General features: G+C 58.8%; 26 protein-coding genes. 11 read left to right on the top strand and 15 right to left on the bottom strand.

What is annotated here, in order from left to right; translation table 11 throughout:
• Nucleotides 1-31: 31 nt before the first annotated feature.
• Nucleotides 32-793, bottom strand: a complete 762-nt coding sequence (gene cysZ, locus ACP7BE_RS17820; RefSeq protein WP_095001162.1) for a sulfate transporter CysZ — start codon at nt 791-793, stop codon at nt 32-34.
• A 311-nt stretch (nt 794-1,104) separates the two neighbouring features.
• Between cysZ and trxB the strand changes: the two genes are divergently transcribed.
• On the top strand, nt 1,105-2,067 hold the full coding sequence (gene trxB, locus ACP7BE_RS17815) for a thioredoxin-disulfide reductase (RefSeq protein ID WP_016781820.1): 963 nt from the start codon (nt 1,105-1,107) through the stop codon (nt 2,065-2,067).
• A 151-nt stretch (nt 2,068-2,218) separates the two neighbouring features.
• Here trxB and ACP7BE_RS17810 read toward each other — a convergent pair whose 3' ends face one another.
• From ACP7BE_RS17810 to ACP7BE_RS17785, 6 genes are all read right to left on the bottom strand, one after another.
• Nucleotides 2,219-2,560: a HopJ type III effector protein gene (locus ACP7BE_RS17810; RefSeq protein WP_095018233.1), complete on the bottom strand. Its 342-nt coding sequence runs from the start codon at nt 2,558-2,560 to the stop codon at nt 2,219-2,221.
• Entirely contained in the window at nt 2,553-2,849 is a 297-nt protein-coding gene (locus ACP7BE_RS17805) for a DUF1244 domain-containing protein (RefSeq protein ID WP_095018232.1), read from the bottom strand. The genes ACP7BE_RS17810 and ACP7BE_RS17805 overlap by 8 nt, the downstream gene beginning before the upstream one ends.
• Nucleotides 2,850-2,863: 14 nt before the next feature.
• On the bottom strand, nt 2,864-3,250 hold the full coding sequence (folX, locus tag ACP7BE_RS17800; protein ID WP_095001165.1) for a dihydroneopterin triphosphate 2'-epimerase: 387 nt from the start codon (nt 3,248-3,250) through the stop codon (nt 2,864-2,866).
• Complete coding sequence (folE, locus tag ACP7BE_RS17795) at nt 3,250-3,810, bottom strand: GTP cyclohydrolase I FolE (RefSeq protein WP_095001166.1); 561 nt, start codon at nt 3,808-3,810, stop codon at nt 3,250-3,252. The genes folX and folE overlap by 1 nt, the downstream gene beginning before the upstream one ends.
• 25 nt (nt 3,811-3,835) lie before the next feature.
• Entirely contained in the window at nt 3,836-4,546 is a 711-nt protein-coding gene (gene folM / locus ACP7BE_RS17790; RefSeq protein WP_426106696.1) for a dihydromonapterin reductase, read from the bottom strand.
• Between the two features lie 88 nt (nt 4,547-4,634).
• Nucleotides 4,635-5,204, bottom strand: coding sequence for an antibiotic biosynthesis monooxygenase (locus tag ACP7BE_RS17785; RefSeq protein ID WP_095001168.1), 570 nt, complete (start codon nt 5,202-5,204; stop codon nt 4,635-4,637).
• Nucleotides 5,205-5,451: 247 nt separating this feature from the next.
• Between ACP7BE_RS17785 and ACP7BE_RS17780 the strand changes: the two genes are divergently transcribed.
• On the top strand, nt 5,452-6,384 hold the full coding sequence (locus ACP7BE_RS17780) for a MerR family transcriptional regulator (protein WP_095026603.1): 933 nt from the start codon (nt 5,452-5,454) through the stop codon (nt 6,382-6,384).
• Here ACP7BE_RS17780 and ACP7BE_RS17775 read toward each other — a convergent pair whose 3' ends face one another.
• Nucleotides 6,385-6,990, bottom strand: a complete 606-nt coding sequence (locus ACP7BE_RS17775; protein ID WP_095018230.1) for a hypothetical protein — start codon at nt 6,988-6,990, stop codon at nt 6,385-6,387. It abuts the gene before it with no gap.
• Nucleotides 6,991-7,048: 58 nt separating this feature from the next.
• On the bottom strand, nt 7,049-7,516 hold the full coding sequence (locus ACP7BE_RS17770) for a PAS domain-containing protein (RefSeq protein ID WP_095001171.1): 468 nt from the start codon (nt 7,514-7,516) through the stop codon (nt 7,049-7,051).
• A gap of 101 nt (nt 7,517-7,617) precedes the next feature.
• Between ACP7BE_RS17770 and ACP7BE_RS17765 the strand changes: the two genes are divergently transcribed.
• On the top strand, nt 7,618-8,073 hold the full coding sequence (locus ACP7BE_RS17765) for a flavodoxin (protein ID WP_095001172.1): 456 nt from the start codon (nt 7,618-7,620) through the stop codon (nt 8,071-8,073).
• Here the strand turns inward: ACP7BE_RS17765 and ACP7BE_RS17760 are convergent.
• On the bottom strand, nt 8,054-8,950 hold the full coding sequence (locus ACP7BE_RS17760) for a LysR family transcriptional regulator (protein ID WP_095001173.1): 897 nt from the start codon (nt 8,948-8,950) through the stop codon (nt 8,054-8,056). The two genes, ACP7BE_RS17765 and ACP7BE_RS17760, sit on opposite strands and share 20 nt — an antisense overlap.
• Nucleotides 8,951-9,049: 99 nt before the next feature.
• Between ACP7BE_RS17760 and ACP7BE_RS17755 the strand changes: the two genes are divergently transcribed.
• The 3 genes from ACP7BE_RS17755 to ACP7BE_RS17745 all read left to right on the top strand — a co-directional run bounded on the left by ACP7BE_RS17755 (nt 9,050) and on the right by ACP7BE_RS17745 (nt 10,857).
• Nucleotides 9,050-9,436: a CidA/LrgA family protein gene (locus ACP7BE_RS17755; RefSeq protein ID WP_095001174.1), complete on the top strand. Its 387-nt coding sequence runs from the start codon at nt 9,050-9,052 to the stop codon at nt 9,434-9,436.
• Nucleotides 9,426-10,112, top strand: a complete 687-nt coding sequence (locus ACP7BE_RS17750) for an LrgB family protein (protein WP_426106692.1) — start codon at nt 9,426-9,428, stop codon at nt 10,110-10,112. Before ACP7BE_RS17755 ends, ACP7BE_RS17750 begins: the two co-directional genes overlap by 11 nt.
• 370 nt (nt 10,113-10,482) lie before the next feature.
• Nucleotides 10,483-10,857, top strand: coding sequence for a hypothetical protein (locus tag ACP7BE_RS17745; RefSeq protein ID WP_138738588.1), 375 nt, complete (start codon nt 10,483-10,485; stop codon nt 10,855-10,857).
• Nucleotides 10,858-10,869: 12 nt separating this feature from the next.
• Here the strand turns inward: ACP7BE_RS17745 and ACP7BE_RS17740 are convergent, their stop codons facing one another.
• Nucleotides 10,870-11,664 (bottom strand): IclR family transcriptional regulator, encoded by a 795-nt coding sequence (locus ACP7BE_RS17740; protein ID WP_095001178.1) that lies wholly within the window; start codon nt 11,662-11,664, stop codon nt 10,870-10,872.
• A gap of 164 nt (nt 11,665-11,828) precedes the next feature.
• On the opposite strand from ACP7BE_RS17740, the gene hmgA reads away from it, so the two are divergent.
• The 4 genes from hmgA to ACP7BE_RS17720 all read left to right on the top strand — a co-directional run bounded on the left by hmgA (nt 11,829) and on the right by ACP7BE_RS17720 (nt 16,342).
• On the top strand, nt 11,829-13,133 hold the full coding sequence (hmgA, locus tag ACP7BE_RS17735; protein ID WP_095018226.1) for a homogentisate 1,2-dioxygenase: 1,305 nt from the start codon (nt 11,829-11,831) through the stop codon (nt 13,131-13,133).
• Between the two features lie 3 nt (nt 13,134-13,136).
• Nucleotides 13,137-14,441, top strand: coding sequence for a fumarylacetoacetase (fahA, locus tag ACP7BE_RS17730; RefSeq protein ID WP_095031466.1), 1,305 nt, complete (start codon nt 13,137-13,139; stop codon nt 14,439-14,441).
• 12 nt (nt 14,442-14,453) lie between these two features.
• Entirely contained in the window at nt 14,454-15,092 is a 639-nt protein-coding gene (gene maiA / locus ACP7BE_RS17725; RefSeq protein ID WP_095020533.1) for a maleylacetoacetate isomerase, read from the top strand.
• 224 nt (nt 15,093-15,316) lie between these two features.
• Nucleotides 15,317-16,342, top strand: a complete 1,026-nt coding sequence (locus ACP7BE_RS17720) for a Leu/Phe/Val dehydrogenase (RefSeq protein ID WP_095018259.1) — start codon at nt 15,317-15,319, stop codon at nt 16,340-16,342.
• Here the strand turns inward: ACP7BE_RS17720 and ACP7BE_RS17715 are convergent.
• From ACP7BE_RS17715 to ACP7BE_RS17705, 3 genes are all read right to left on the bottom strand, one after another.
• The gene (locus tag ACP7BE_RS17715; RefSeq protein ID WP_095018224.1) at nt 16,318-16,710 is read right to left on the bottom strand and encodes a MerR family transcriptional regulator; all 393 of its coding nucleotides are present in this window, start codon (nt 16,708-16,710) and stop codon (nt 16,318-16,320) included. The genes ACP7BE_RS17720 and ACP7BE_RS17715 overlap by 25 nt on opposite strands.
• 30 nt (nt 16,711-16,740) lie before the next feature.
• Entirely contained in the window at nt 16,741-17,316 is a 576-nt protein-coding gene (locus tag ACP7BE_RS17710) for an NAD(P)H-dependent oxidoreductase (protein ID WP_095001390.1), read from the bottom strand.
• A gap of 78 nt (nt 17,317-17,394) precedes the next feature.
• Nucleotides 17,395-17,652: a YebG family protein gene (locus tag ACP7BE_RS17705; protein ID WP_016781842.1), complete on the bottom strand. Its 258-nt coding sequence runs from the start codon at nt 17,650-17,652 to the stop codon at nt 17,395-17,397.
• Nucleotides 17,653-17,921: 269 nt separating this feature from the next.
• Here ACP7BE_RS17705 and ACP7BE_RS17700 point away from each other — a divergent pair, with 269 nt between their 5' ends.
• The gene (locus ACP7BE_RS17700; protein WP_016781843.1) at nt 17,922-18,422 is read left to right on the top strand and encodes a phosphate-starvation-inducible protein PsiE; all 501 of its coding nucleotides are present in this window, start codon (nt 17,922-17,924) and stop codon (nt 18,420-18,422) included.
• Between the two features lie 74 nt (nt 18,423-18,496).
• Here ACP7BE_RS17700 and ACP7BE_RS17695 read toward each other — a convergent pair whose 3' ends face one another.
• Entirely contained in the window at nt 18,497-18,925 is a 429-nt protein-coding gene (locus tag ACP7BE_RS17695; protein WP_095001183.1) for an HPF/RaiA family ribosome-associated protein, read from the bottom strand.
• Nucleotides 18,926-18,927: the final 2 nt, after the last annotated feature.

Here is an 18,927-nt window from a genome sequence, read left to right as displayed (position 1 = left end):
AATGTGTCACGGTGATGATGGAATGATGAAGTCAGCGGCTGCGGTTGGCGGCTGCCAGCGCTTCATCGCCACGCTCGCGCACCCAGAACAGGGTTGCACCGGCAACGGCTGCGGGCATCATCAGGATATTGACCACCGGGATCAGCAGCACCAGATAGACGATGCCGCCAAAACTCATGCTCTGCCAGCGTTTTTCGCGCAGCCAGGCGAGCATCTCGTTCCAGCCCAGCTTGTGGTTGTCGGCCGGGTAGTCGATGTACTGGATGGCCATCATCCAGATCCCGAACAGCAGCCACAGCGGTGCCGCGATCAGGTTGAGCACCGGAATAAACGAGAGGATCAGCAGGGCAATGGCCCGCGGCAGAAAGTAGCCCAGCTTGCGCATTTCACGGGCCAGGGTGCGGGGCACCATGGCGGCCAGTTCGCCCCAGCTGAAAGGTGGCGAATTATCGACCCCGCGCACCACGGCTTCGACCTTCTCCGAGAGAAAACCGTTAAATGGCGCGGCGATGATGTTGGCCAGCATGGTGAAGGTGAAAAACACCATCAACGCCACCAGCACCACGAACAGTGGCCACAACACGTAGTTGAGGAAACCGAGCCAGTTGGGCAGGGTCGGCATCAAGGTATCGACCCAGAGGCTGAACTGATGCCCGGCGAAATAAATCAATCCGACGAACAGCACCAGATTGATCAGTAACGGCAGCAGCACGAACAGGCGCAAGCCAGGGCTGAGGATCAACTTAAGGCCCTCACGCAGGTACTGCGGGCCAGAGAGAACAGGGGCGGGCATAGCGTGCTCCGAACAGTGGAAAACCGGGCGACCTTAGCGGCTTTGTCCGCAGGACGAAAGCCTTGTCGCAGTATCGACAATAACTGTAACAAAGCCGTCTAAAATCGACTTCGACTACATAGAGACCTGCTATGAGCTGGATTGTTAATGCGTATTTCCTTACTCTCTGCGGCCTCTATATGCTTCACCCATATTTTTCAGGATCTGCGCGTTGCAGGCATAGCCTGGGCAGGTTTACGGTTTCTTTTTATTCCAGCCGGTAAAGCGGCGTTCCGACCCGGTTTCAATGCGGGCGGTCATAGGAGTGAGTCATGTCTGAAGTACGTCATTCGCGTGTGATTATTCTGGGTTCCGGCCCTGCCGGTTACAGCGCCGCTGTCTATGCGGCCCGCGCCAACCTCAAACCACTGCTGATCACGGGCATGCAGGCTGGCGGTCAACTGACCACCACCACCGAAGTCGACAACTGGCCCGGTGATGTTCACGGCCTGACCGGCCCGGCCTTGATGGAACGCATGCGTGAGCATGCCGAGCGTTTCGAGACGGAAATCATTTTCGACCACATCAATGAAGTGGACCTGAAAAACCGTCCGTTCACCCTCAAGGGTGACAGCGGTACGTTCACCTGCGACGCACTGATCATCGCTACCGGCGCCAGCGCCCGTTATCTGGGCTTGCCGTCGGAAGAAGCATTCATGGGCAAAGGCGTTTCTGCCTGTGCGACCTGTGACGGTTTCTTCTACCGCAACAAGCCTGTTGCCGTAGTGGGTGGTGGTAACACCGCGGTTGAAGAGGCCCTGTACCTGGCCAATATCGCCAGTAAAGTAACCCTGGTTCACCGTCGTGAAACCTTCCGCGCCGAGAAGATCCTGATCGACAAGCTGCACGCCCGTGTTGCTGAAGGCAAGATCGAGCTGAAGTTGAACGCGACCCTGGACGAAGTGCTGGGCGACAACATGGGTGTGACCGGTGCGCGCCTGAAGAACAACGACGGCAGCTTTGACGAGCTGAAAGTCGATGGCGTATTTATCGCCATCGGCCACACACCGAACACTTCGTTGTTCGAAGGCCAGCTTGAGCTTAAAGACGGCTACATGGTTGTGCAGGGCGGCCGTGAAGGCAACGCTACTGCGACCAGCGTTGAAGGCGTGTTTGCTGCGGGCGACGTGGCGGACCACGTTTATCGTCAGGCCATCACCTCGGCTGGCGCCGGTTGCATGGCAGCGCTGGACACCGAGCGTTACCTTGACGGCCTGCAGAACGCCCAGTTCTGATAGCCTGCCTCAACAAAAAACCGGCCTTGGCCGGTTTTTTTGTGTCTGCCCTGTGGGAGCGGGCTTGCTGGCGATGGGATCGCAGCGGTGTAACTGAAAAAAAACGGCGCCTGCATCGCGAGCAAGCCCGCTCCCACGATGAGTTGCAGTATTACGCCTTGCGCGTAAGCGGCTGGGCTTCGAACTTGACCCCGGCCAGGCCGTGGGCAATCAGTGCGCGAATGTTGCTGTGGTCTGTGCCTTCAGGCGTGGCCAGTACCGAGCGGTAGTGTTCGCCGAAAGCCAGCAGGGTTTCCTGGTCGCTCAAACCTTCCAGCAGGGCCAGGCCCAGGGTCTTGCACGAACCTTCATTTTGCCCTGCAGCGTTTTCCACACCGCCGTTGATGAAGCTCTGAGGCTGGTAATCGTAGTGCGCGCCAATAAACGCCAGGGTATCGGCAAAAACGTGCTCGCCGCTGTTGAGGCTGGCGCGCAGGGTGTTCAAATCAGTCATGCTTTTTTCCTTGGGTGAACGCCGCCGTCTGTTCGGCGCTGGCTTCTTTCTGGTACTGGGCTTTCCACTCGGCATACGGCATGCCGTAGACCACTTCGCGTGCATCATCGAGGCTGATGGCGATCTGGCGCTCGTCTGCTGCGGCCTTGTACCACTTGGACAGGCAATTGCGGCAAAAACCCGAGAGGTTCATCAGGTCTATGTTTTGCACGTCCTTGCGGCTGTCCAGGTGCGCGACAAGGCGGCGAAAGGCGGCTGCCTCCAGTTCAAGCTGTTCTTGAGGTGTCATGGGGTTCACCGGGGTTATGAGGTTGCAGTCTGACGGCTCGCCGCCAGTGTAATCGACACCGATTCGGCAAAGCGCAGCGCGTGCGGTTTGTCGACTTCGACTTCGGCATACAGTACCGCGTCGTTGGCCATCACCAGATCCAGCAACTCCTGGGTCAGGCGCTCAAGCAGGGCGAAGCGGTTCTCTTCGACGTGCTGGATCACGGCCTTGGTGATGGTGCGGTAATTGAGCGCGTGGTCGATATCGTTATCGCGCACCGCCTCCTGCGCCGCGTAGAGGATGGTGAGGTTGATCAACACATCCTGCTTGTTGAGGATTTCTTCCTCATTGATGCCGATATAGGTACGCAGGCACAAGTCCTTGACGCGAATACGGGCCATTCCTGGCTGAAGTTGTGGCATTACGACTTGCTCCGTCCAATCAGTTGCAAGAACTCCATGCGGGTGCTCGGTTCGCGGAAGGCGCCGAGCATGACCGAGGTGTTCATGGTCGAATTCTGTTTTTCTACGCCGCGCATCATCATGCACATATGCTGGGCTTCGATCACCACGGCCACACCGGCAGCCTGGGTGACGCTTTCGATGGCGTCCGCGATTTCCCGGGTGAGGTTTTCCTGGATCTGCAGGCGCCGGGCAAACATGTCGACAATGCGGGCGATTTTCGACAGCCCCAGTACCTTGCCCGTCGGTATATAGGCCACATGGGCCTTGCCGATAAAGGGCAGCAGGTGATGCTCGCACAATGAGTACAGCTCGATATTGGCCACGATCACCATTTCGTCACTGTCAGAGGCGAAGAGGGCGCCGTTGACGATTTTCTCCACGCTCTGCTCGTAGCCATGACACAGGTATTGCATGGCTTTGGCGGCGCGTTTGGGGGTGTCGAGCAGGCCTTCGCGCTCAGGGTCTTCGCCTAAACCAATAAGAATCTCGCGGTAATGCTCAGGCAGTGATGCGCTCATCTAAGTACTTCCTCGCGGGGCGGCATTATTTTAAATGCCGGCCGCCGTTGACGGTCAGGGTGGTGCCGGTCACATACGGGTTGTCCAGCAGATAGCGCAGGCTGCGGTAAATCACCTCGGCGCCGGGCTCGATGCCCAGCACGGATTTGGCCAGCGCTTGGGTGCGGTACGCCGCATCGTCGTCGGGGTTGAACATCAGCAAGGCCGGGGCGATACCGTTGACTTTGATCTGTGGCGCCAGTTTAGCCGCGAATGACAGGGTCAGGCTGTCGAGCCCGGCTTTGGTTGCGCAATAGGCCATATGCTTGCTGCTGCCCTTGCGTGTTACATCATCGCTGATATGCACAATATCTGCAGGGTTCGAGCGTTTGAGCAGCTCGCTGCAATGCAGGTTGATCAGATATGGCGCGAGCATATGCACGCTGAACATGTGCAAAAAGGCGCTGGTTTCTGTCTGTTGGGTTTCTTCCAGCCAGGCCGAGGCGTTGTGGACAATCGCCCGCAAGCTGTCGGTGTGTATTTTCAGCCGTTCGATAAAATCGAGAATGCCGGCTTCGGTCGAAAAGTCGGCAAACAGCGCAATGGCACCCAGGTCGCGGAGAATTTGCACGCCGGGTTTTTCACTGCGATAGGTGAAAATCACCAGATAGCCGTCGGCCAGCAGCTGCTGCGCACAATGCAGGCCAACGCGCTGGCCTGCGCCAGTGATCAGAATCGGTGCGGTAGAAGTGGGCATGACGTACTCGGTGCACAAAAGCCGGAAACAGTCGCGGCGCATTGGCAAAACTATACCAGTGTCCGCGACCTGACGGCCAAGCCCGAGATTAGTGGCGCGGTGTCGCGATAGCGCTGCGCAGGGGTTTGCCTGGGGTGCTGTGCAGCCAACCTGCCAGCAAGTGGGTAGAGAGTGGAATAAACAGGTAAACCATCAGCGGCGTCAGGGCCAGGGTACTGACCAGTACCCGTGGCAACAGGGCTAACTCGCCGAGCAAGGGGGCGCATACAAAGTTGAACAGGAGTGAGACCGGGAAGAACGCCAGCCAGATGGCGACTGCCTGCTTCCAGCGGGGCGGTCTTTGCCCGGTATTGCCGAACCAGCCGTCGATGCCGCTGACCCGGTGCTCGGAAGGGTTGGCGAACAGGTCGCTGCCACGCAGCAACCAGGCCTTGCGCGAGACGGAGTGCTCCCAGGCATGCAAGGTGGATTCGTCGGCAAAGCGGAAGATGATTTGAAATTCGTCGTCGCCCGGTGGCGGCGCCAGAACGCCCGAGCCCAGGTAGCCGGCAAAGTCCGTGGCCAGCTGTTCGCCTTCGTGCAGCCAGGCGATCAGTTCCTGGTAGCGGCCTTTGGCGACACGGCGCGCAACCATCAATGTGACAGGGGAGGTAGACATTGTGTATCTCCATGAGGCTGATGCTGCCCGGGTAGGGCAATCACAAAACACGGCGCCGGGGTGGTGGGCCATGTCCGTAAAAACAAGCAAGGATTGTTCCTGAATACACACAGCGCCGTTTGTGTGAGCGGGCATCACCGCGGCTCACCTGACAGACCGCGTGGCCTGCACCGCGAGCAAGCCCGCTCCCACAGGGTCTGGATTGACGGGTAGAATCCAGTCACCCTTTCTGATTGTTGCCCTGCCGATGCCTGTGATTACTGAACTCGAGCCCATTGCCCAGGCTGATGATTGCCAGGGTCTGTATCCGATCCGGGAAGTGGCCAGGCTGACGGGAATCAACCCGGTAACCCTGCGTGCCTGGGAGCGCCGCTATGGGTTGATCGAACCAAAACGCACCGAAAGTGGGCATCGTCTGTATTCCGTGAGCGATATTGGAACGATTCGTCAGGTCATGGGCTGGCTTGAGCGTGGGGTTTCTGTCAGCAAAGTCGCGCAATTGCTAGCAAGCAACAGTTCCGTCGATGTCCCGGCCCCCGCCAGCAGTGAGTACCGCGACTGGCAAACCCGTATTGGCAGCGCCCTCACGGACTTTAACGAACCCGAATTGGAGCGTCTTTACGGGCAGATTTTCTCCAGCTACCCGATTGACGTTGTGTTTCAGGGGATTTTCCTGCCGCTGTGGCAGCAACTGCTTGGGGCCCGGGATACATTTGGCCGTACCAGTGAATGGCTGCTGCTGGACGGCTTCTTGCGCGGTCGGGTACAGCATCGCCTTCAATTGCAGGCCGCTGTTGCCCGCCCGTGCGTGCTGGTGGTGGCGATGCCTGAGTTGTGCCGCGAGCTGGAGTTGCTGGTGGCGGGCTTGCTGCTGACCCGTAATGACCGCGTGGTCAGGGTTGTAGCCATAGGTCAGCCATTGGAAGAGTTGTCACTGGTTTGCCAGAAGCTGGAGCCCCGGGCCGTTGTGCTGTTTGCCAACCATGCATTGAACACGGTCCACCAGCGCAGGCTGACACGCCTGGCACAGACCCTGAATTGCTCGGTGTCGTTGGCAGGTGAGGCCTCGGATGTGGTTCAGGAGGCTTTGGCGAACTCATCCATCGCTTGCCTGGGGAGTGTGTCACGCCTGATCAATCAACGTCTGGATGCTGAACTCAAGGCAACGCCGGGCGGTTGATCAGACGTGCAGGCCCGGGTGCGCCAGGCGGTGTTGTTGCAGGATGTACTGGCGCAGATGTTCGGTTTCGCCCTTGTCGCTCTGGCTTAGGCGGTAGGCATAAAGGCCCGTTTCCGTTTTACGCTCCAGGGTGCCGCGCAGGTTGATCCGCTCATATCCATCGGGGCTGAACCACTGTGCAAACTGGCGTGGCGGCTGGCTGTCGTGACGCATTTCAATCAGCACGCCTTTGAACGACAGTTCGGTTACCCACAGATGACCTGCCTTGCCGCGGATATTTTCCAGCGGCACCGGCTCGGCCAGTGACAGGCGCCAGGGGCGCGCCTTTGGCCCGTCTTCGAAGATGCTCGGGGCGCCGAGTTGCAGATGCTGGGCATGGAATTCGTCTTCAACCAGGCGCAGCGGAAAACTCATTTGCTGATTGGCAATTTGTGCCTGGATGGTGACCTGTTCATGGGCGGCAAGGCGTGTCAGCAAATCGCGGATTTGCGACATCCCGTTGACCATCAGGCTCGACGAAGCATCCCGTTTATTCAACAGCGGGTTTTGGTGCATCGTTTGGATGAAATCCAGTTCGTCCTGAGTCAAAAGGGCATCGTGCGACATGGATAAAGCTCGAAAAGGTGTCTGAAAAATCGTCACAGCGACTATCAGACCGTAATTTCTACGTTTTGTTTAATCCGCTCGTCGCCTTGAGCGCCTGCAGTTCAGCCTGAACCGAGGCCAGTCGGGCTTCGAGCTGGGCGACCCGCTGCTGGGCCTTGACCTGCAAGGTGACGTCTTTTTGCACGCCAATAAAGTATGTCAGCTTGTCGTTTTCGTTAAACACCGGCGTGATCGACAGTTCATTCCAGAAGTGCGTGCCGTCCTTGCGATAGTTGCGCAGGATCTGGCGGGTGGGCTGACCGCTGGCAATCGCCTCGCGGATCAATTGCAGGCCCTGCTGGTCACGGTCGCCGGCCTGCAAGAAGCGGCAGTCCTGATAGAGGATGTCGTCGCGGCTGTAGCCGGTGAGGGTTTCAAAGGCGTTGTTTGCATAAATCAGGATGTTGTCTTCACCTTCTTGTTCGGCAACGACAATGCCGTCCTGGGACGCGTCCACCATGCGTTGTAATAAACGGGCGTTGATCATTGAGTGGTTCTCCAGAGAGGCATACAGATGGGCGCATGGTAAGGCATCGCTGCCAGACCTGTTAATATCCCAGGCTTTTAGTCAGCTACAGGATCAGATTGATGAAAGTCGCCATCCTTTCCGGCTCGGTGTACGGCACCGCTGAAGAAGTCGCCCGCAATGCGAAACAACTGCTGACCGATGCCGGTTTTGAGGTTTTGCTCAATACCCGCGCCACTTTGGCCGATCTCCAGGCGTTTGCTCCCGAAGCGCTGCTGGCGGTGACCTCGACCACGGGCATGGGCGAGCTGCCGGACAATCTCGTGCCGCTGTACAGCGCCATCCGTGACCAGTTGCCAGGCGCCTGGCGCGGGCTGCCTGGGGCAGTGATTGCCCTGGGTGATGAAAGTTACGGTGACACGTTTTGTGGCGGTGGTGAGCAAATGCGCGAACTGTTTGCCGAGCTTGGCGTGCGTGAAGTGCTGCCGATGCTGCGTTTGGACTCCAGCGTCACGGTGACTCCGGAGGAAGACTCCGAGCCGTGGATTGCAGAACTGATCAAAACACTGAAGCCGTAACCGGGCGTTCACGCAGCAGCTCAAGCCAGGCCTGGGCTGCCCGTGACAGATACGCGCCATCACGCCAGATAAACGCGATATCCCAGCGCAAGTCATCCGGTGCGAGCAGTTTGAGCCGCACCACCCCGGGGCGCACCAGCCCACGGGCGACCACACTGGGCAGCAACACTACGCCCTGGCCTGCAGCCACCAATGCCACCAGAAAATCCGCCTGGCCACTGCGCCCGCCTTCGTTGGGGGTAAAGCCTGACTGCTGGCAGGCTTTGAGCACCCGGTCGTTGAGCACAAAGCTGCGCTGGTAGAGCAAAAAGGGCGTATCAGCCAATTGCTCAAGTCTTACGCCAGGCCCCTCGGCCAGCGGATGATCGGCCGGGAGCAGAACATCCAGCGGCTCGTCACAAAACGGCTGATAAGCAAACGCGGGATTATTCGGGGTCAGGCTGCCGCCCAGCTCCAGTTCGCCGCTCAAAACGGCCTGTTCGATATTCAAGCTGCCTTCTTCGAGCAACTGCACCCGGATATTCGGGTAGCGTCGACGGTATTCGGCAAACAGCCCGGCAAACAGGGTGTTGCTGCCCAGCAGCGGCAGGCCCACCCGCAGTTCCCCCCGGGTCATCTGGCTCAAGTCGTCCAGCTCGCTCAACAACTCCCGATGCAAGCGCAGCATGCCTTCGGCTCGCTGCAACACCACATTGCCCGCTGCCGTCAGCCGCACCTGAGAACCCAGGCGGTCGAACAGCGGTGTACCGAGGCTGTGCTCGAGCTGCGCCACTTGTTTGCTCACCGCTGACTGGCTGATATGCAAGCTGTGGGAGGCGGGTGTAAAACCGCCCTGGCGGGCGACTTCGACAAAGGTGCGCAGGTGTTTGAATTCCATTGGCATGATTCCATTTTGGAATGGCTACAAGTCTGACAATTCGTTTCCGGGATGTTAGCAGGCTCTTTAAACTGGAAACCTGTCTGAAATGGAAACAACATGAAACGCTTCGATGTAAAACGCCTGGGTCGGTTGGTCAGTGAACTGGCCGTTTTGTTGGCGCTGTATTTTCTGGGCTGCCAGCTGGCAACCTGGGGGCACTTGCCGATCCCGGGCGGGGTGGTGGGCATGGCGCTGCTGTTGCTGGCGTTTGCCCTGGGCTGGGTCAGACCCGCGACCCTGCAATTGGGGGCCGGTGTGTTGATGGCCGAAATGCTGTTGTTTTTCATCCCTGCACTCATGAGCCTGCTTGATTACGGTGTAATCGTGCGTGATGAAGGTTGGCGCATCCTGTTGGTCATTGGCGTGAGTACCTTGCTGGTGATGGTGGTGACGGCGTTTACGGTGGAAGCGGTGTGCCGCTGGAGGATGCGTCATGAAGTTTGAACTGATGCCCATGTTCTGGCTGCTGTTCACGCTGTTGACCTACGCCTTCAGCCGCTGGCTGTACCGGCGTACCGGGCGATACCTGTTGTCTCCGCTGATCCTGGTCCCGGCCTTGCTGCTAGCCGTGGCCGTGCCGTTGCACACTGCCTATGCTGAATACTCAAGCAATACCCATTGGCTGATGCTGGTTCTGGGGCCGGTAACGGTGGCCTTTGCCGTACCGATCTGGCAGCAACGCAATTTGCTGGCCCGTCACTGGGTGGCGTTGCTGCTGGGGATGCTGGCGGGCAGCGCGGCATCCATTGGCAGTTCATTCTGGCTGGCCCGGGCGCTGGCGCTGGACACCTCATTGACCATGTCGCTGGTGCCGCGCTCCATCACCACACCGTTTGCCATGCCGCTGGCACAGGACCTTGGCGGCGTGCCTGAGCTTACAGCGGTGTTTGTAATGTTTACCGGTGTATTTGGTGCATTGCTGGGCGGTATTTTGCTCAAGTGGCTGCCACTGCGCAGCAGTCTGGCCCGGGGCGCGCTGTTCGGTATCGGTGCCCATGGCGCAGGGGTCAGCCGTGCCCGCGAAGTGGGCAGTGAGGAAGGCTCGGTAGCAGGGTTGGTGATGGTGCTGACGGGCATCCTTAACCTGTTTGCCGCGCCGTTGCTGACGATGGTGTTCTAGTTCTTAAACCCGCCACATATCCCGCGGGAGCGGGCACCATAAAAAAGGCCGCTGTAAAACAGCGGCCAAGGAAGACGTTCATCAAGGAGCTACAAATCAACGTCAGGGTAAATCGGGGAGAGCAGAGTCGATGCGACTCGATGCGTGTCCGTGTTGCGAAGTCCGGCAAGCTTAAGGGCTGGCCCGCAGCGGAGTAAGCCCGGTTTGGGACAATCTGTATTACAGCTACGGCAACAGTCCTTGTGCGGTAACTATGTGCCGCACACCTGCTGTCATCCCGGTGTTGAATGAGCCTTCACACGGACTCTCCAGGTCGACTTGAACCGTGCACGACGCCGGATGGGCCTGGAGCACTGACAGGAGGTTCACCATGACCCGTAATGAAAAACCCGCATCGCCGATCAACAGCTTCAGCCTTAAACCCAGCGCAGAAGTGATCGAGCGCGTGCGCTCGTTTCTTGACGAGCGACTCCAGCCCCAGGGCCTGGATTGCAGAAGCCTCTATCTCAATACGGTGAACAACATCGTTGACCAGACCCTGACGTACAGTCAGAGCCTGCTGGGCCTGGGTGTGGATACGCTGGAGTGGGGCGCTGTGCAGGCCCATGATGACTGGGAGTCGGGGGTGTTTTCCCGGTCCTGGACATTCGATGACAGCCTGCGAGTGGATCAACCGTCCATGGCCGACATCGAGCAGATGATGAAAGACCTGCTCGATGAGGCCAAATACGAGTGGATGGTCTAAAACAATGAGCTGTCAGGCTGGCTGATAACCCATCCGCCAACTGATGGCCTGGCTCGCGGCCAACAAGCGTTTGGCTGCGGGCCCGTTTTCATCGGCGTGGAACAGGGAGGTGGGACCAACCACTGTCAGTACGGCCGCCACCTGACCGGTCGCATTGAACACCGGGGCCGACAAGGCATCGACGCCAGGCATCAGCAAGCCATGGACGAAGTGCAGGCCGCGCTGGCGGATTTGACTGCAAAGTGCGACGTAGGCTGCAGGTGTTTGCAGCGGATGCACCTGATCGGTCTTGAACTCCAGTTCGCGCAAGTCGGCGGTTTCGCGATCCGGTAAAAAAGCGTTGAACACCAGCCCCGTGGATGAGCTCAGCAATGGCAATACCGAGCCCAGCTGGGTCACCACCGTGACCGCCCGCACCGCCGGCTCGATATGCACCACGGTCGCGCCCTGGTTACCCCACACCGCCAAAAAGCAGGTTTCGTTCAAGTCGTCGCGCAGTTCGGCCAGGGGCAGGCTGGCGACCTTGAGCACATCCATGCTGTTGAGCGCAGCCAGTCCCACACGCAACGCCTCGCGCCCCAAACCGTAATGATTAGTGGCGACATTTTGCTCGGCAAACCCGCTGGCAATCAGTGCCTGTAAATAGCGATGCACCTTGCTCGCGGGCATTTGCACGTGTTCGGCCAGGCGCGACAGCGACGTGGAGGGTGAGAGCTCGGCCAGCGCCTTGAGGATGTCAGTGCCGACCTCGGCCGAACGCACTTTTTGCTTGCCGGTGCTGTCGTTGCTGCTGCGGGGCTTTTCCATGGAAGTGTTTATATCTCGGGACGAATGGGCGTCTTTATAGCTTGACGCTTGTTACCAATCAAATTACGTTATGCGTAATTGAATTACGATAAAAATAACGCAGCGACGCGCAAATGCCTTCAGCGCAGGGCGCAGTCATCTGCCTTCTCCATGCTGGAGGCTCCATGAACGTCGATTCGCCTTTGTCAGGTCTTGGCTATCTGTCCGGGTTTGGCAACGAATTCAGCAGCGAAGCATTGCCCGGCGCCCTGCCGGTGGGTCAGAACTCCCCGCAAAAAGCCCCCTACGGTCTGTACGCCGAATTGTTTTCCGGAACTGCGTTCACCATGGTGCGCAGCGAGGCGCGGCGTACGTGGATGTACCGCATCCAGCCGTCAGCCAACCATCCGGCGTTCGTCAAACTGGAGCGGCAACTGGCTGGTGGCCCGTTGGGCCCGGTGACGCCGAATCGCTTGCGCTGGAACCCGCTGCCGATTCCTGCCGAGGCTACGGACTTTATCGACGGCCTGGTGGGCATGGTGGCCAATGGCGGGTCGGATAAACCCTCGGGCATCAGCATTTACCATTACTGCGCCAATACTTCGATGCAGCGAGTGTTTTTCAATGCCGACGGCGAAATGTTGCTGGTTCCCGAGTCGGGGCGTTTGCGCATTTGTACCGAACTGGGGCGTCTGGATCTGCAGCCTCTGGAGATCGCGGTCATCCCTCGCGGTCTCAAGTTTCGTGTCGAGTTGCTTGACCCGCAGGCCCGCGGCTATGTTGCCGAGAACCATGGTGCACCGCTGCGCCTGCCTGATCTGGGGCCGATTGGCAGTAATGGCCTGGCCAACCCTCGCGACTTTCTGACTCCGCTCGCCCACTACGAAGACGGTGCGCTCCCTACGCAACTGGTGCAAAAATTTCTTGGTGAGTTGTGGGGCTGCGAGCTGGATCATTCGCCGCTCAACGTAGTGGCCTGGCATGGCAACAACGTGCCGTACAAATACGATCTGCGCCGCTTCAACACCATCGGCACTGTCAGCTTCGATCATCCCGATCCATCGATTTTTACTGTTTTGACTTCGCCTACCAGCGTACCGGGACTGGCCAACCTCGATTTCGTGATTTTCCCGCCGCGCTGGATGGTGGCTGAAAACACCTTCCGGCCACCCTGGTTCCACCGCAACCTGATGAACGAATTCATGGGCCTGATCCAGGGCAGTTACGATGCCAAGGCCGAAGGCTTCCTGCCCGGCGGTGCATCGCTGCACAGCTGCATGAGCGCCCACGGGCCGGACGGCGAAACCTGTACCAAAGCCATTGCGGCCGAGCTGCAACCCAGCAAGATCGAAAACACCATGGCCTTTATGTTCGAAACCAGCCAGGTGTTGCGCCCCAGCCGGTTCGCCCTGGAGTGCCCGCAGCTGCAATCGAACTACGACGCTTGCTGGGCCACGCTGCCCGTGACCTTCACCCCGAACCGGAGATAACCCATGACCCAGTCCACTTTGACCCGCAGCTGGATCGCCTCCGCCAACGGCCACAGCGACTTCCCCCTGCAAAACCTGCCCATGGGCATTTTCAGCATTGATGGCTCGGCGCCACGTAGCGGGGTGGCTATTGGCGATGCCATTTTCGACCTGGAAGCCGGGCTGGCAGCGGGGCTGTTTGAAGGTCAGGCCAAGATAGCCGTAGAGGCTTCGTTGGGCGGGGCGTTGAATAGCTACTTTGCCCTGGATCGGGGCGCCCGGGTTGCCCTGCGCGAGCGTTTGCAGGAACTGCTGGGGGAGGGCAGTTCCCTGCGCGGCAAAATCGAAGCCCAGGGTTCCCGCCTGCTGCCACTGGCAGCTGATTGCCAGATGCACCTGCCGGCCAAAATCGGCGACTACACCGACTTTTATGTGGGCATTGAGCACGCCAAAAACGTAGGCAAGCTGTTCCGCCCGGACAACCCGCTGCTGCCCAACTACAAGTATGTGCCGATTGGCTATCACGGGCGCGCCTCGACCATTCGCCCGTCCGGTGCCGAAGTTCGGCGCCCTAAAGGCCAGACCTTGCCTGCCGGGCAGACCGAGCCAACCTTTGGCCCGTGCGCCCGCCTGGACTACGAACTGGAACTGGGCATCTGGGTTGGCAAAGGCAATGATATGGGCGATGCCATCCCGGTCAGCGAAGCTGCAGAGCACATTGCCGGCTTCTGCCTGCTCAATGACTGGTCGGCACGGGACATCCAGGCCTGGGAATACCAGCCGCTGGGCCCGTTTCTGTCCAAAAGCTTTATCACCAGTATCTCGCCGTGGGTGGTGAGTGCCGAGGCGTTGGAACCATTCCGTCGCGCGCAACCGGCCCGTCCTGAGGGTGATCCACAGCCACTGGCTTACCTGCTCGATACCAGGGATCAGGCCAATGGCGCGCTGGATATTGAACTTGAAGTGCTGCTGCTGACCGAGGCGATGCGTGAGCAGAACCTGCCAGCCCATCGTCTGGGCTTGAGCAACAGCCTGAACATGTACTGGACCGCGGCCCAACTGGTGGCTCACCACAGCGTCAACGGCTGCCAGTTGCAGTCCGGTGACCTGTTCGGTTCGGGCACCTTGTCGGGCCCGGCCCGTTCGCAACTGGGCAGCCTGCTGGAAATCACCGAGGGCGGTAAACACCCGATAGAACTGGCTTCAGGCGAAGTGCGTAAATTTCTGGAGGATGGTGACGAAATCATCCTGCGTGCCCGCTGCGCCCGTGAAGGCCATGTTTCCATCGGTTTTGGCGAGTGCCGGGGCAAGGTTGTTGCCGCGCGCTAAAAGGAGCGGGTCATGGAACTCTTCACCTATTACCGCTCAACCTCGTCTTACCGGGTGCGTATCGCGCTGGCCCTGAAAGGGCTGGATTATCAGGCGGTGCCGGTCAATCTGCTCGTACCGGCTGGCGGTGAACACCGTCAGCCGGCGTATCTGGCCATCAACCCGCAGGGCCGCGTGCCGGCCTTGCGTACCGATGAAGGCTGCGTCTTGACCCAGTCGCCAGCAATCATCGAGTACCTTGAAGAGCGCTATCCCCAGGTGGCGCTGCTGTCCGCTGACCTCGCCACCCGCGCTCATGAACGGGGGGTAGCGGCTCTGGTTGCTTGTGATATCCACCCGTTGCACAACGTCAGCGTGCTCAATCGACTGCGCCAGTTGGGGCAGGATGAGGAGCAGGTGGTGGAGTGGATCGGTCACTGGATCGGCCAAGGACTGGCAGCCATCGAGCAGTTGATCGGTGACGAAGGTTACTGCTTTGGCGCGCAGCCCGGGTTGGCGGATGTGTATTTGATCCCTCAGCTGTACGCGGCGCAGCGTTTTGGCGTGCAAATGGCGGCGTACCCGCGCATTGCCCGAGTGGCAGCGCTGGCTGAGCAACACCCGGCCTTTATCCTGGCGCATCCGGCCAATCAGCCTGACACGCCTGCCTGACCTCACTCTGTGTGTGGGAGCGGGCTTGCTCGCGATCGAATCAACGCGGTCTTGCGTAATAACCGCATTGCCTGCATCGCGAGCAAGCCCGCTCCCACAGAACCCTATCCCGTCGGATATGTCCGAAACCCTGAAAACCGCGCAGGCTTATTCCTGAGCTCTTCAACGAATTTTCTGGCGCCACCTATACTGGCGTTTACCCATAATCGTTCGAGGGCCTGATGATGTTTGCTCTTATGCAAAGCGCTCAGCTCGAGTCGCTGCACCTTAGTGTAGACCCCGTTACAGGCCTTAAAGCCGTGATAGCCATCCACAACACTCGCCTGGGGCCGGCGCTGGGGGGCTGTCGTTATCTTGCTTACCCCAATGACGAAAGTGCAGTCGGTGATGCCATCCGCCTGGCCCAAGACATGAGCTACAAAGCCGCGCTGGCAGGGCTGGCTGTTGGAGGGGGGCAGGCGGTGGTGGTGCGTGCGGCCCACGTTGATAGTCGCGCGGCGCTGTTTGAGGCTTTTGGTCGCTGTGTGGACCAACTGGACGGGCGCTATATCACGGCAATTGACAGCGGCACCTCTACTGCCGATATGGACTGCATTGCCCAGCACACCCGGCATGTCACCAGCACCACTGCTGCGGGGGATCCTTCGCCGCATACGGCCATGGGGGTTTTTGCCGGCATTCGCAGCACCGCATCGTCGCGATTGGGTAGCGACAACCTCGAAGGTTTGCGGGTGGCGGTGCAGGGCCTGGGCAAAGTGGGTTACGCGCTGGCCGAACAGCTGCATGCTGCGGGCGCCGAATTGCTGGTCTGCGATACCGACCCCGGCAAAGTGCGCCTGGCCATGGAACAACTGGGGGCGCACCCGATTGCCTGCGAAGCCTTGCTCAGCACACCCTGCGACATTCTTGCGCCGTGTGGTCTGGGCGGCGTATTGAACTGGCACAGCGTCGCGCAACTGCGCTGCTCGGCTGTGGCCGGGTGTGCCAATAACCAGCTGACCAATCTACAAGTGGCCGATCAGCTCGAGCGGCGGGGGATTTTGTATGCCCCGGATTACGTCATCAATTCCGGCGGGCTGATCTATATGGCCCTGACCCATGAAGGTGCCGCCCCCGAGGCCATCAACCAGCAGTTGCTGCAGATCAGTCAGCGCCTGACCGGCATCTATGCTCACGCCCAGGCCGAAAAGCGTTCACCGGCACGGGTTTCGGACGAGCTGGCTCATCAATTGTTGTACCCCAAGGACTGAACGCAGGCCAGGTCCAGTTCCGGGCCTTCCATGGCAAAGCGTGTTTCAAACTCTTCCAGCCCCGCATGCACCTGTTGCAAGGCTTCGATCTGATTCATTACGGCGTGTTTTTTGCGGGCGATGGCGTTGCTCACGACCTCCCATGGCAGCGTCTGGCCGCGGTGTTGATCAAGGATGGCCTGCATTTCCTTGAGCTTGAAGCCCAGCTGTTGCGCGCATTTGATAAATGTCAGCAGTTCAACGCTTTGCTCGCTGTAGATGCGATAAGCGCCACGGCGTTGCGGTGCAGGTAACAGGCCGATTTCTTCGTAGTGGCGAATGCTTTTGACGGTGGTGCCCGACAATTGGGCGGCTTTGCCGATGTACATGAAAAGTCCTTTTAATCGCCGCCCGCCGAATTATCGAGTGGCGAGCTTGCGTGCCTCTAGAAGCCAGGCGTCTCTTTGATGGGGCGTGGCGTTCAGGATGGGGCCAAACGTCAGGGTGGCGGTGGGTTTTATGCCACAGAACGCCAGTGTGGTTTTGCGTATCTGATGCAACCCCGGCATGCGGTACACCCATCTGTAGTACCACGGCGGGGTGTCCATCGTCACCAGCAGGTGCGCGCTGCGGCCTTTCAGTAGCTTGTCGGGGAAAGCCTTGCCCTTGCGGTATTGAAAGGCAAAACCGGGCAGCAGGATGCGATCGAAAAAGCCTTTGAGCAATGCGGGGATTCCGCCCCACCAGATCGGGTAGACCAGCACCAGGTGTTCGGCCCAGAGGATGTTGGCCTGGGCGTGGAGCAGGTCAGGCTCCAGTGCCTGGACCTCCTGATAGCCTTCGCGCAGCACCGGGTCGAAGCGCAGGGCGCCCAGGCGCATGATGCGTACTTCATGGCTGGCATCCTTGGCGGCAGCTATGTAGCTGTCTGCCAGTGCGCTACAGAAACTGTTCGTGCCGGGGTGACCGAGAATCACCAGTACTCGCTTGCTCATCATGACGCCAACCTCAAAGGGGGCCTTTGAGGGTAGAGGCTGCCCCGTAGGGGAGAGTCAAGCGAGAACCGGGGGCGATTACTCGCTGTCGACCAGCAACTCGGACAGGGCGTCCGGCTGGCTCTTGAATGCCTTGGCAAACACATCGCGATTTTTCGCCATGTAGATACCGGCTTCTTCGACTTGCTGCTCGTTCAGGGACGGCACAGCTTTTTGCAACACTTCGGCCAGCAACTCTGCCAGTTCCAGCATTTTGTCATGACGGTCAGCTTCGGCTTTATCCATGAACAAACGCTCCAGATCTCGGCTGCTGCGGTATACCACTTCGACGGCCATTTACCACCTCATATGCCTTCACGTAAATTATCTAGCGATTACTGTATTTATATACAGCTAAAAGGATAAGCCAATCATCGGGATTTGAATAGCGGCTTTTTCACTCTAGCTGTAATTGATAGGCGCAGCGGGCGCCCGACGTGTCTAATTGCCGCCGGCCATCATCTTAAGTGAGCAGCATCAGGCTGCCACATGGCCTTTTTTCTGCATGTTAAAAGCGTCATGTGCATCGCGGATGATCCGTTCGAGTCGATTCAAGGAGCTGCATCGTGAGAGTTAACAAAGCTGAGAAGCTACGTCGCCAGGTTCATGAACTGGCCGAGTCGATGGGCAACCTGTTCGTCGAAACCTTCCATTACCTGGCATTGTTTGCCATTGGCGCGGTCACTGCCTGGGCGGCGGTGATGGAATTCCTGGGAATGGTGGAGAAGGGCAACATCACGATTGATGACATCCTGCTGCTGTTTATCTACCTCGAGCTGGGGGCAATGGTCGGGATTTATTTCAAGACCAACCACATGCCCGTGCGCTTCCTGATTTATGTGGCGATCACGGCGCTGACCCGCTTGCTGATTTCCAATGTGTCCCATCACAACCCGCCAGACATGGGAGTGGTGTACCTGACCGGGGCGATCCTGTTGCTGGCCTTCGCCATTCTGGTGGTGCGCTATGCGTCTTCGCAGTTCCCGTCGGTGAAGATCGAGAACCCTCATCGCAAGACCGGTGCCGGTTCCGGCGAGCATCCGGAAGTGGAGAAGGGGGAATTGTAAGTCGATTTTACATATGAAAAAGGGCGGGCTTACCAAGGTAAGCCCGCCCTTTTTTGTGCCTCACTGACGTTCAATCAGCTGATCTTGTCGAGTTCCTTTTCTTTCTCCAGGAACTCTTCTTCAAGCAAGTCATCAGCGGTCTGCTTTGGCTCTTTTGCCTCAAACCCTTCCGGGGCGAGGGTCACTGTACGTTTGCCACGCAGCTTGCCGAACAGGTGCTCCAGAGCGTGCTCCAGTTTTTGAGCAGCACCCTCCACAGCCTGGGTCAGTGAATCAGCGTCGTGGGATACGAGAATTGGCTGGTGTCCTTTAGGTCGAGCCTCCATTTTGCAGCGTTTGTCCTTGGGACCGGACTTGCCGCCATTTTCATCACTGAGATGGACCTCGACCCGGGTCAGATCTTCCAAATGGCGTTCGAGCGTGACTTCAACAGTAGCGGTGACCCAGTCCTGGGTGCGTTTGTCACTGTCGATGTGTTTATCGGAAAAGACGTGAGTAAGCATAG

This window comes from Pseudomonas sp. TWR1-1-3, assembly GCF_049896805.1.
GTDB lineage: Bacteria > Pseudomonadota > Gammaproteobacteria > Pseudomonadales > Pseudomonadaceae > Aquipseudomonas > Aquipseudomonas bubulae.
This window is presented reverse-complemented; position numbering and strand designations above follow the sequence as displayed.

Bases quoted from the DNA above. Each gene is read 5' to 3' on its own strand.
- ACP7BE_RS17785 (WP_095001168.1), bottom strand. From the start codon at position 5,204: ATGTCTACCTCCCCTGTCACATTGATGGTTGCGCGCCGTGTCGCCAAA.
- ACP7BE_RS17770 (WP_095001171.1), bottom strand. From the start codon at position 7,516: ATGATCAACGCCCGTTTATTACAACGCATGGTGGACGCGTCCCAGGAC.
- folE (WP_095001166.1), bottom strand. From the start codon at position 3,810: ATGAGCGCATCACTGCCTGAGCATTACCGCGAGATTCTTATTGGTTTA.
- ACP7BE_RS17755 (WP_095001174.1), top strand. From the start codon at position 9,050: ATGAAACGCTTCGATGTAAAACGCCTGGGTCGGTTGGTCAGTGAACTG.
- ACP7BE_RS17720 (WP_095018259.1), top strand. From the start codon at position 15,317: ATGTTTGCTCTTATGCAAAGCGCTCAGCTCGAGTCGCTGCACCTTAGT.
- ACP7BE_RS17705 (WP_016781842.1), bottom strand. From the start codon at position 17,652: ATGGCCGTCGAAGTGGTATACCGCAGCAGCCGAGATCTGGAGCGTTTG.
- ACP7BE_RS17810 (WP_095018233.1), bottom strand. From the start codon at position 2,560: ATGACTGATTTGAACACCCTGCGCGCCAGCCTCAACAGCGGCGAGCAC.
- cysZ (WP_095001162.1), bottom strand. From the start codon at position 793: ATGCCCGCCCCTGTTCTCTCTGGCCCGCAGTACCTGCGTGAGGGCCTT.
- ACP7BE_RS17775 (WP_095018230.1), bottom strand. From the start codon at position 6,990: ATGTCGCACGATGCCCTTTTGACTCAGGACGAACTGGATTTCATCCAA.
- ACP7BE_RS17715 (WP_095018224.1), bottom strand. From the start codon at position 16,710: ATGTACATCGGCAAAGCCGCCCAATTGTCGGGCACCACCGTCAAAAGC.
- ACP7BE_RS17710 (WP_095001390.1), bottom strand. From the start codon at position 17,316: ATGAGCAAGCGAGTACTGGTGATTCTCGGTCACCCCGGCACGAACAGT.
- ACP7BE_RS17760 (WP_095001173.1), bottom strand. From the start codon at position 8,950: ATGGAATTCAAACACCTGCGCACCTTTGTCGAAGTCGCCCGCCAGGGC.
- ACP7BE_RS17780 (WP_095026603.1), top strand. From the start codon at position 5,452: ATGCCTGTGATTACTGAACTCGAGCCCATTGCCCAGGCTGATGATTGC.
- ACP7BE_RS17750 (WP_426106692.1), top strand. From the start codon at position 9,426: ATGAAGTTTGAACTGATGCCCATGTTCTGGCTGCTGTTCACGCTGTTG.
- folX (WP_095001165.1), bottom strand. From the start codon at position 3,250: ATGCCACAACTTCAGCCAGGAATGGCCCGTATTCGCGTCAAGGACTTG.
- ACP7BE_RS17695 (WP_095001183.1), bottom strand. From the start codon at position 18,925: ATGCTTACTCACGTCTTTTCCGATAAACACATCGACAGTGACAAACGC.
- folM (WP_426106696.1), bottom strand. From the start codon at position 4,546: ATGCCCACTTCTACCGCACCGATTCTGATCACTGGCGCAGGCCAGCGC.
- fahA (WP_095031466.1), top strand. From the start codon at position 13,137: ATGACCCAGTCCACTTTGACCCGCAGCTGGATCGCCTCCGCCAACGGC.
- trxB (WP_016781820.1), top strand. From the start codon at position 1,105: ATGTCTGAAGTACGTCATTCGCGTGTGATTATTCTGGGTTCCGGCCCT.
- ACP7BE_RS17805 (WP_095018232.1), bottom strand. From the start codon at position 2,849: ATGACACCTCAAGAACAGCTTGAACTGGAGGCAGCCGCCTTTCGCCGC.
- hmgA (WP_095018226.1), top strand. From the start codon at position 11,829: ATGAACGTCGATTCGCCTTTGTCAGGTCTTGGCTATCTGTCCGGGTTT.
- ACP7BE_RS17740 (WP_095001178.1), bottom strand. From the start codon at position 11,664: ATGGAAAAGCCCCGCAGCAGCAACGACAGCACCGGCAAGCAAAAAGTG.
- ACP7BE_RS17765 (WP_095001172.1), top strand. From the start codon at position 7,618: ATGAAAGTCGCCATCCTTTCCGGCTCGGTGTACGGCACCGCTGAAGAA.
- maiA (WP_095020533.1), top strand. From the start codon at position 14,454: ATGGAACTCTTCACCTATTACCGCTCAACCTCGTCTTACCGGGTGCGT.
- ACP7BE_RS17745 (WP_138738588.1), top strand. From the start codon at position 10,483: ATGACCCGTAATGAAAAACCCGCATCGCCGATCAACAGCTTCAGCCTT.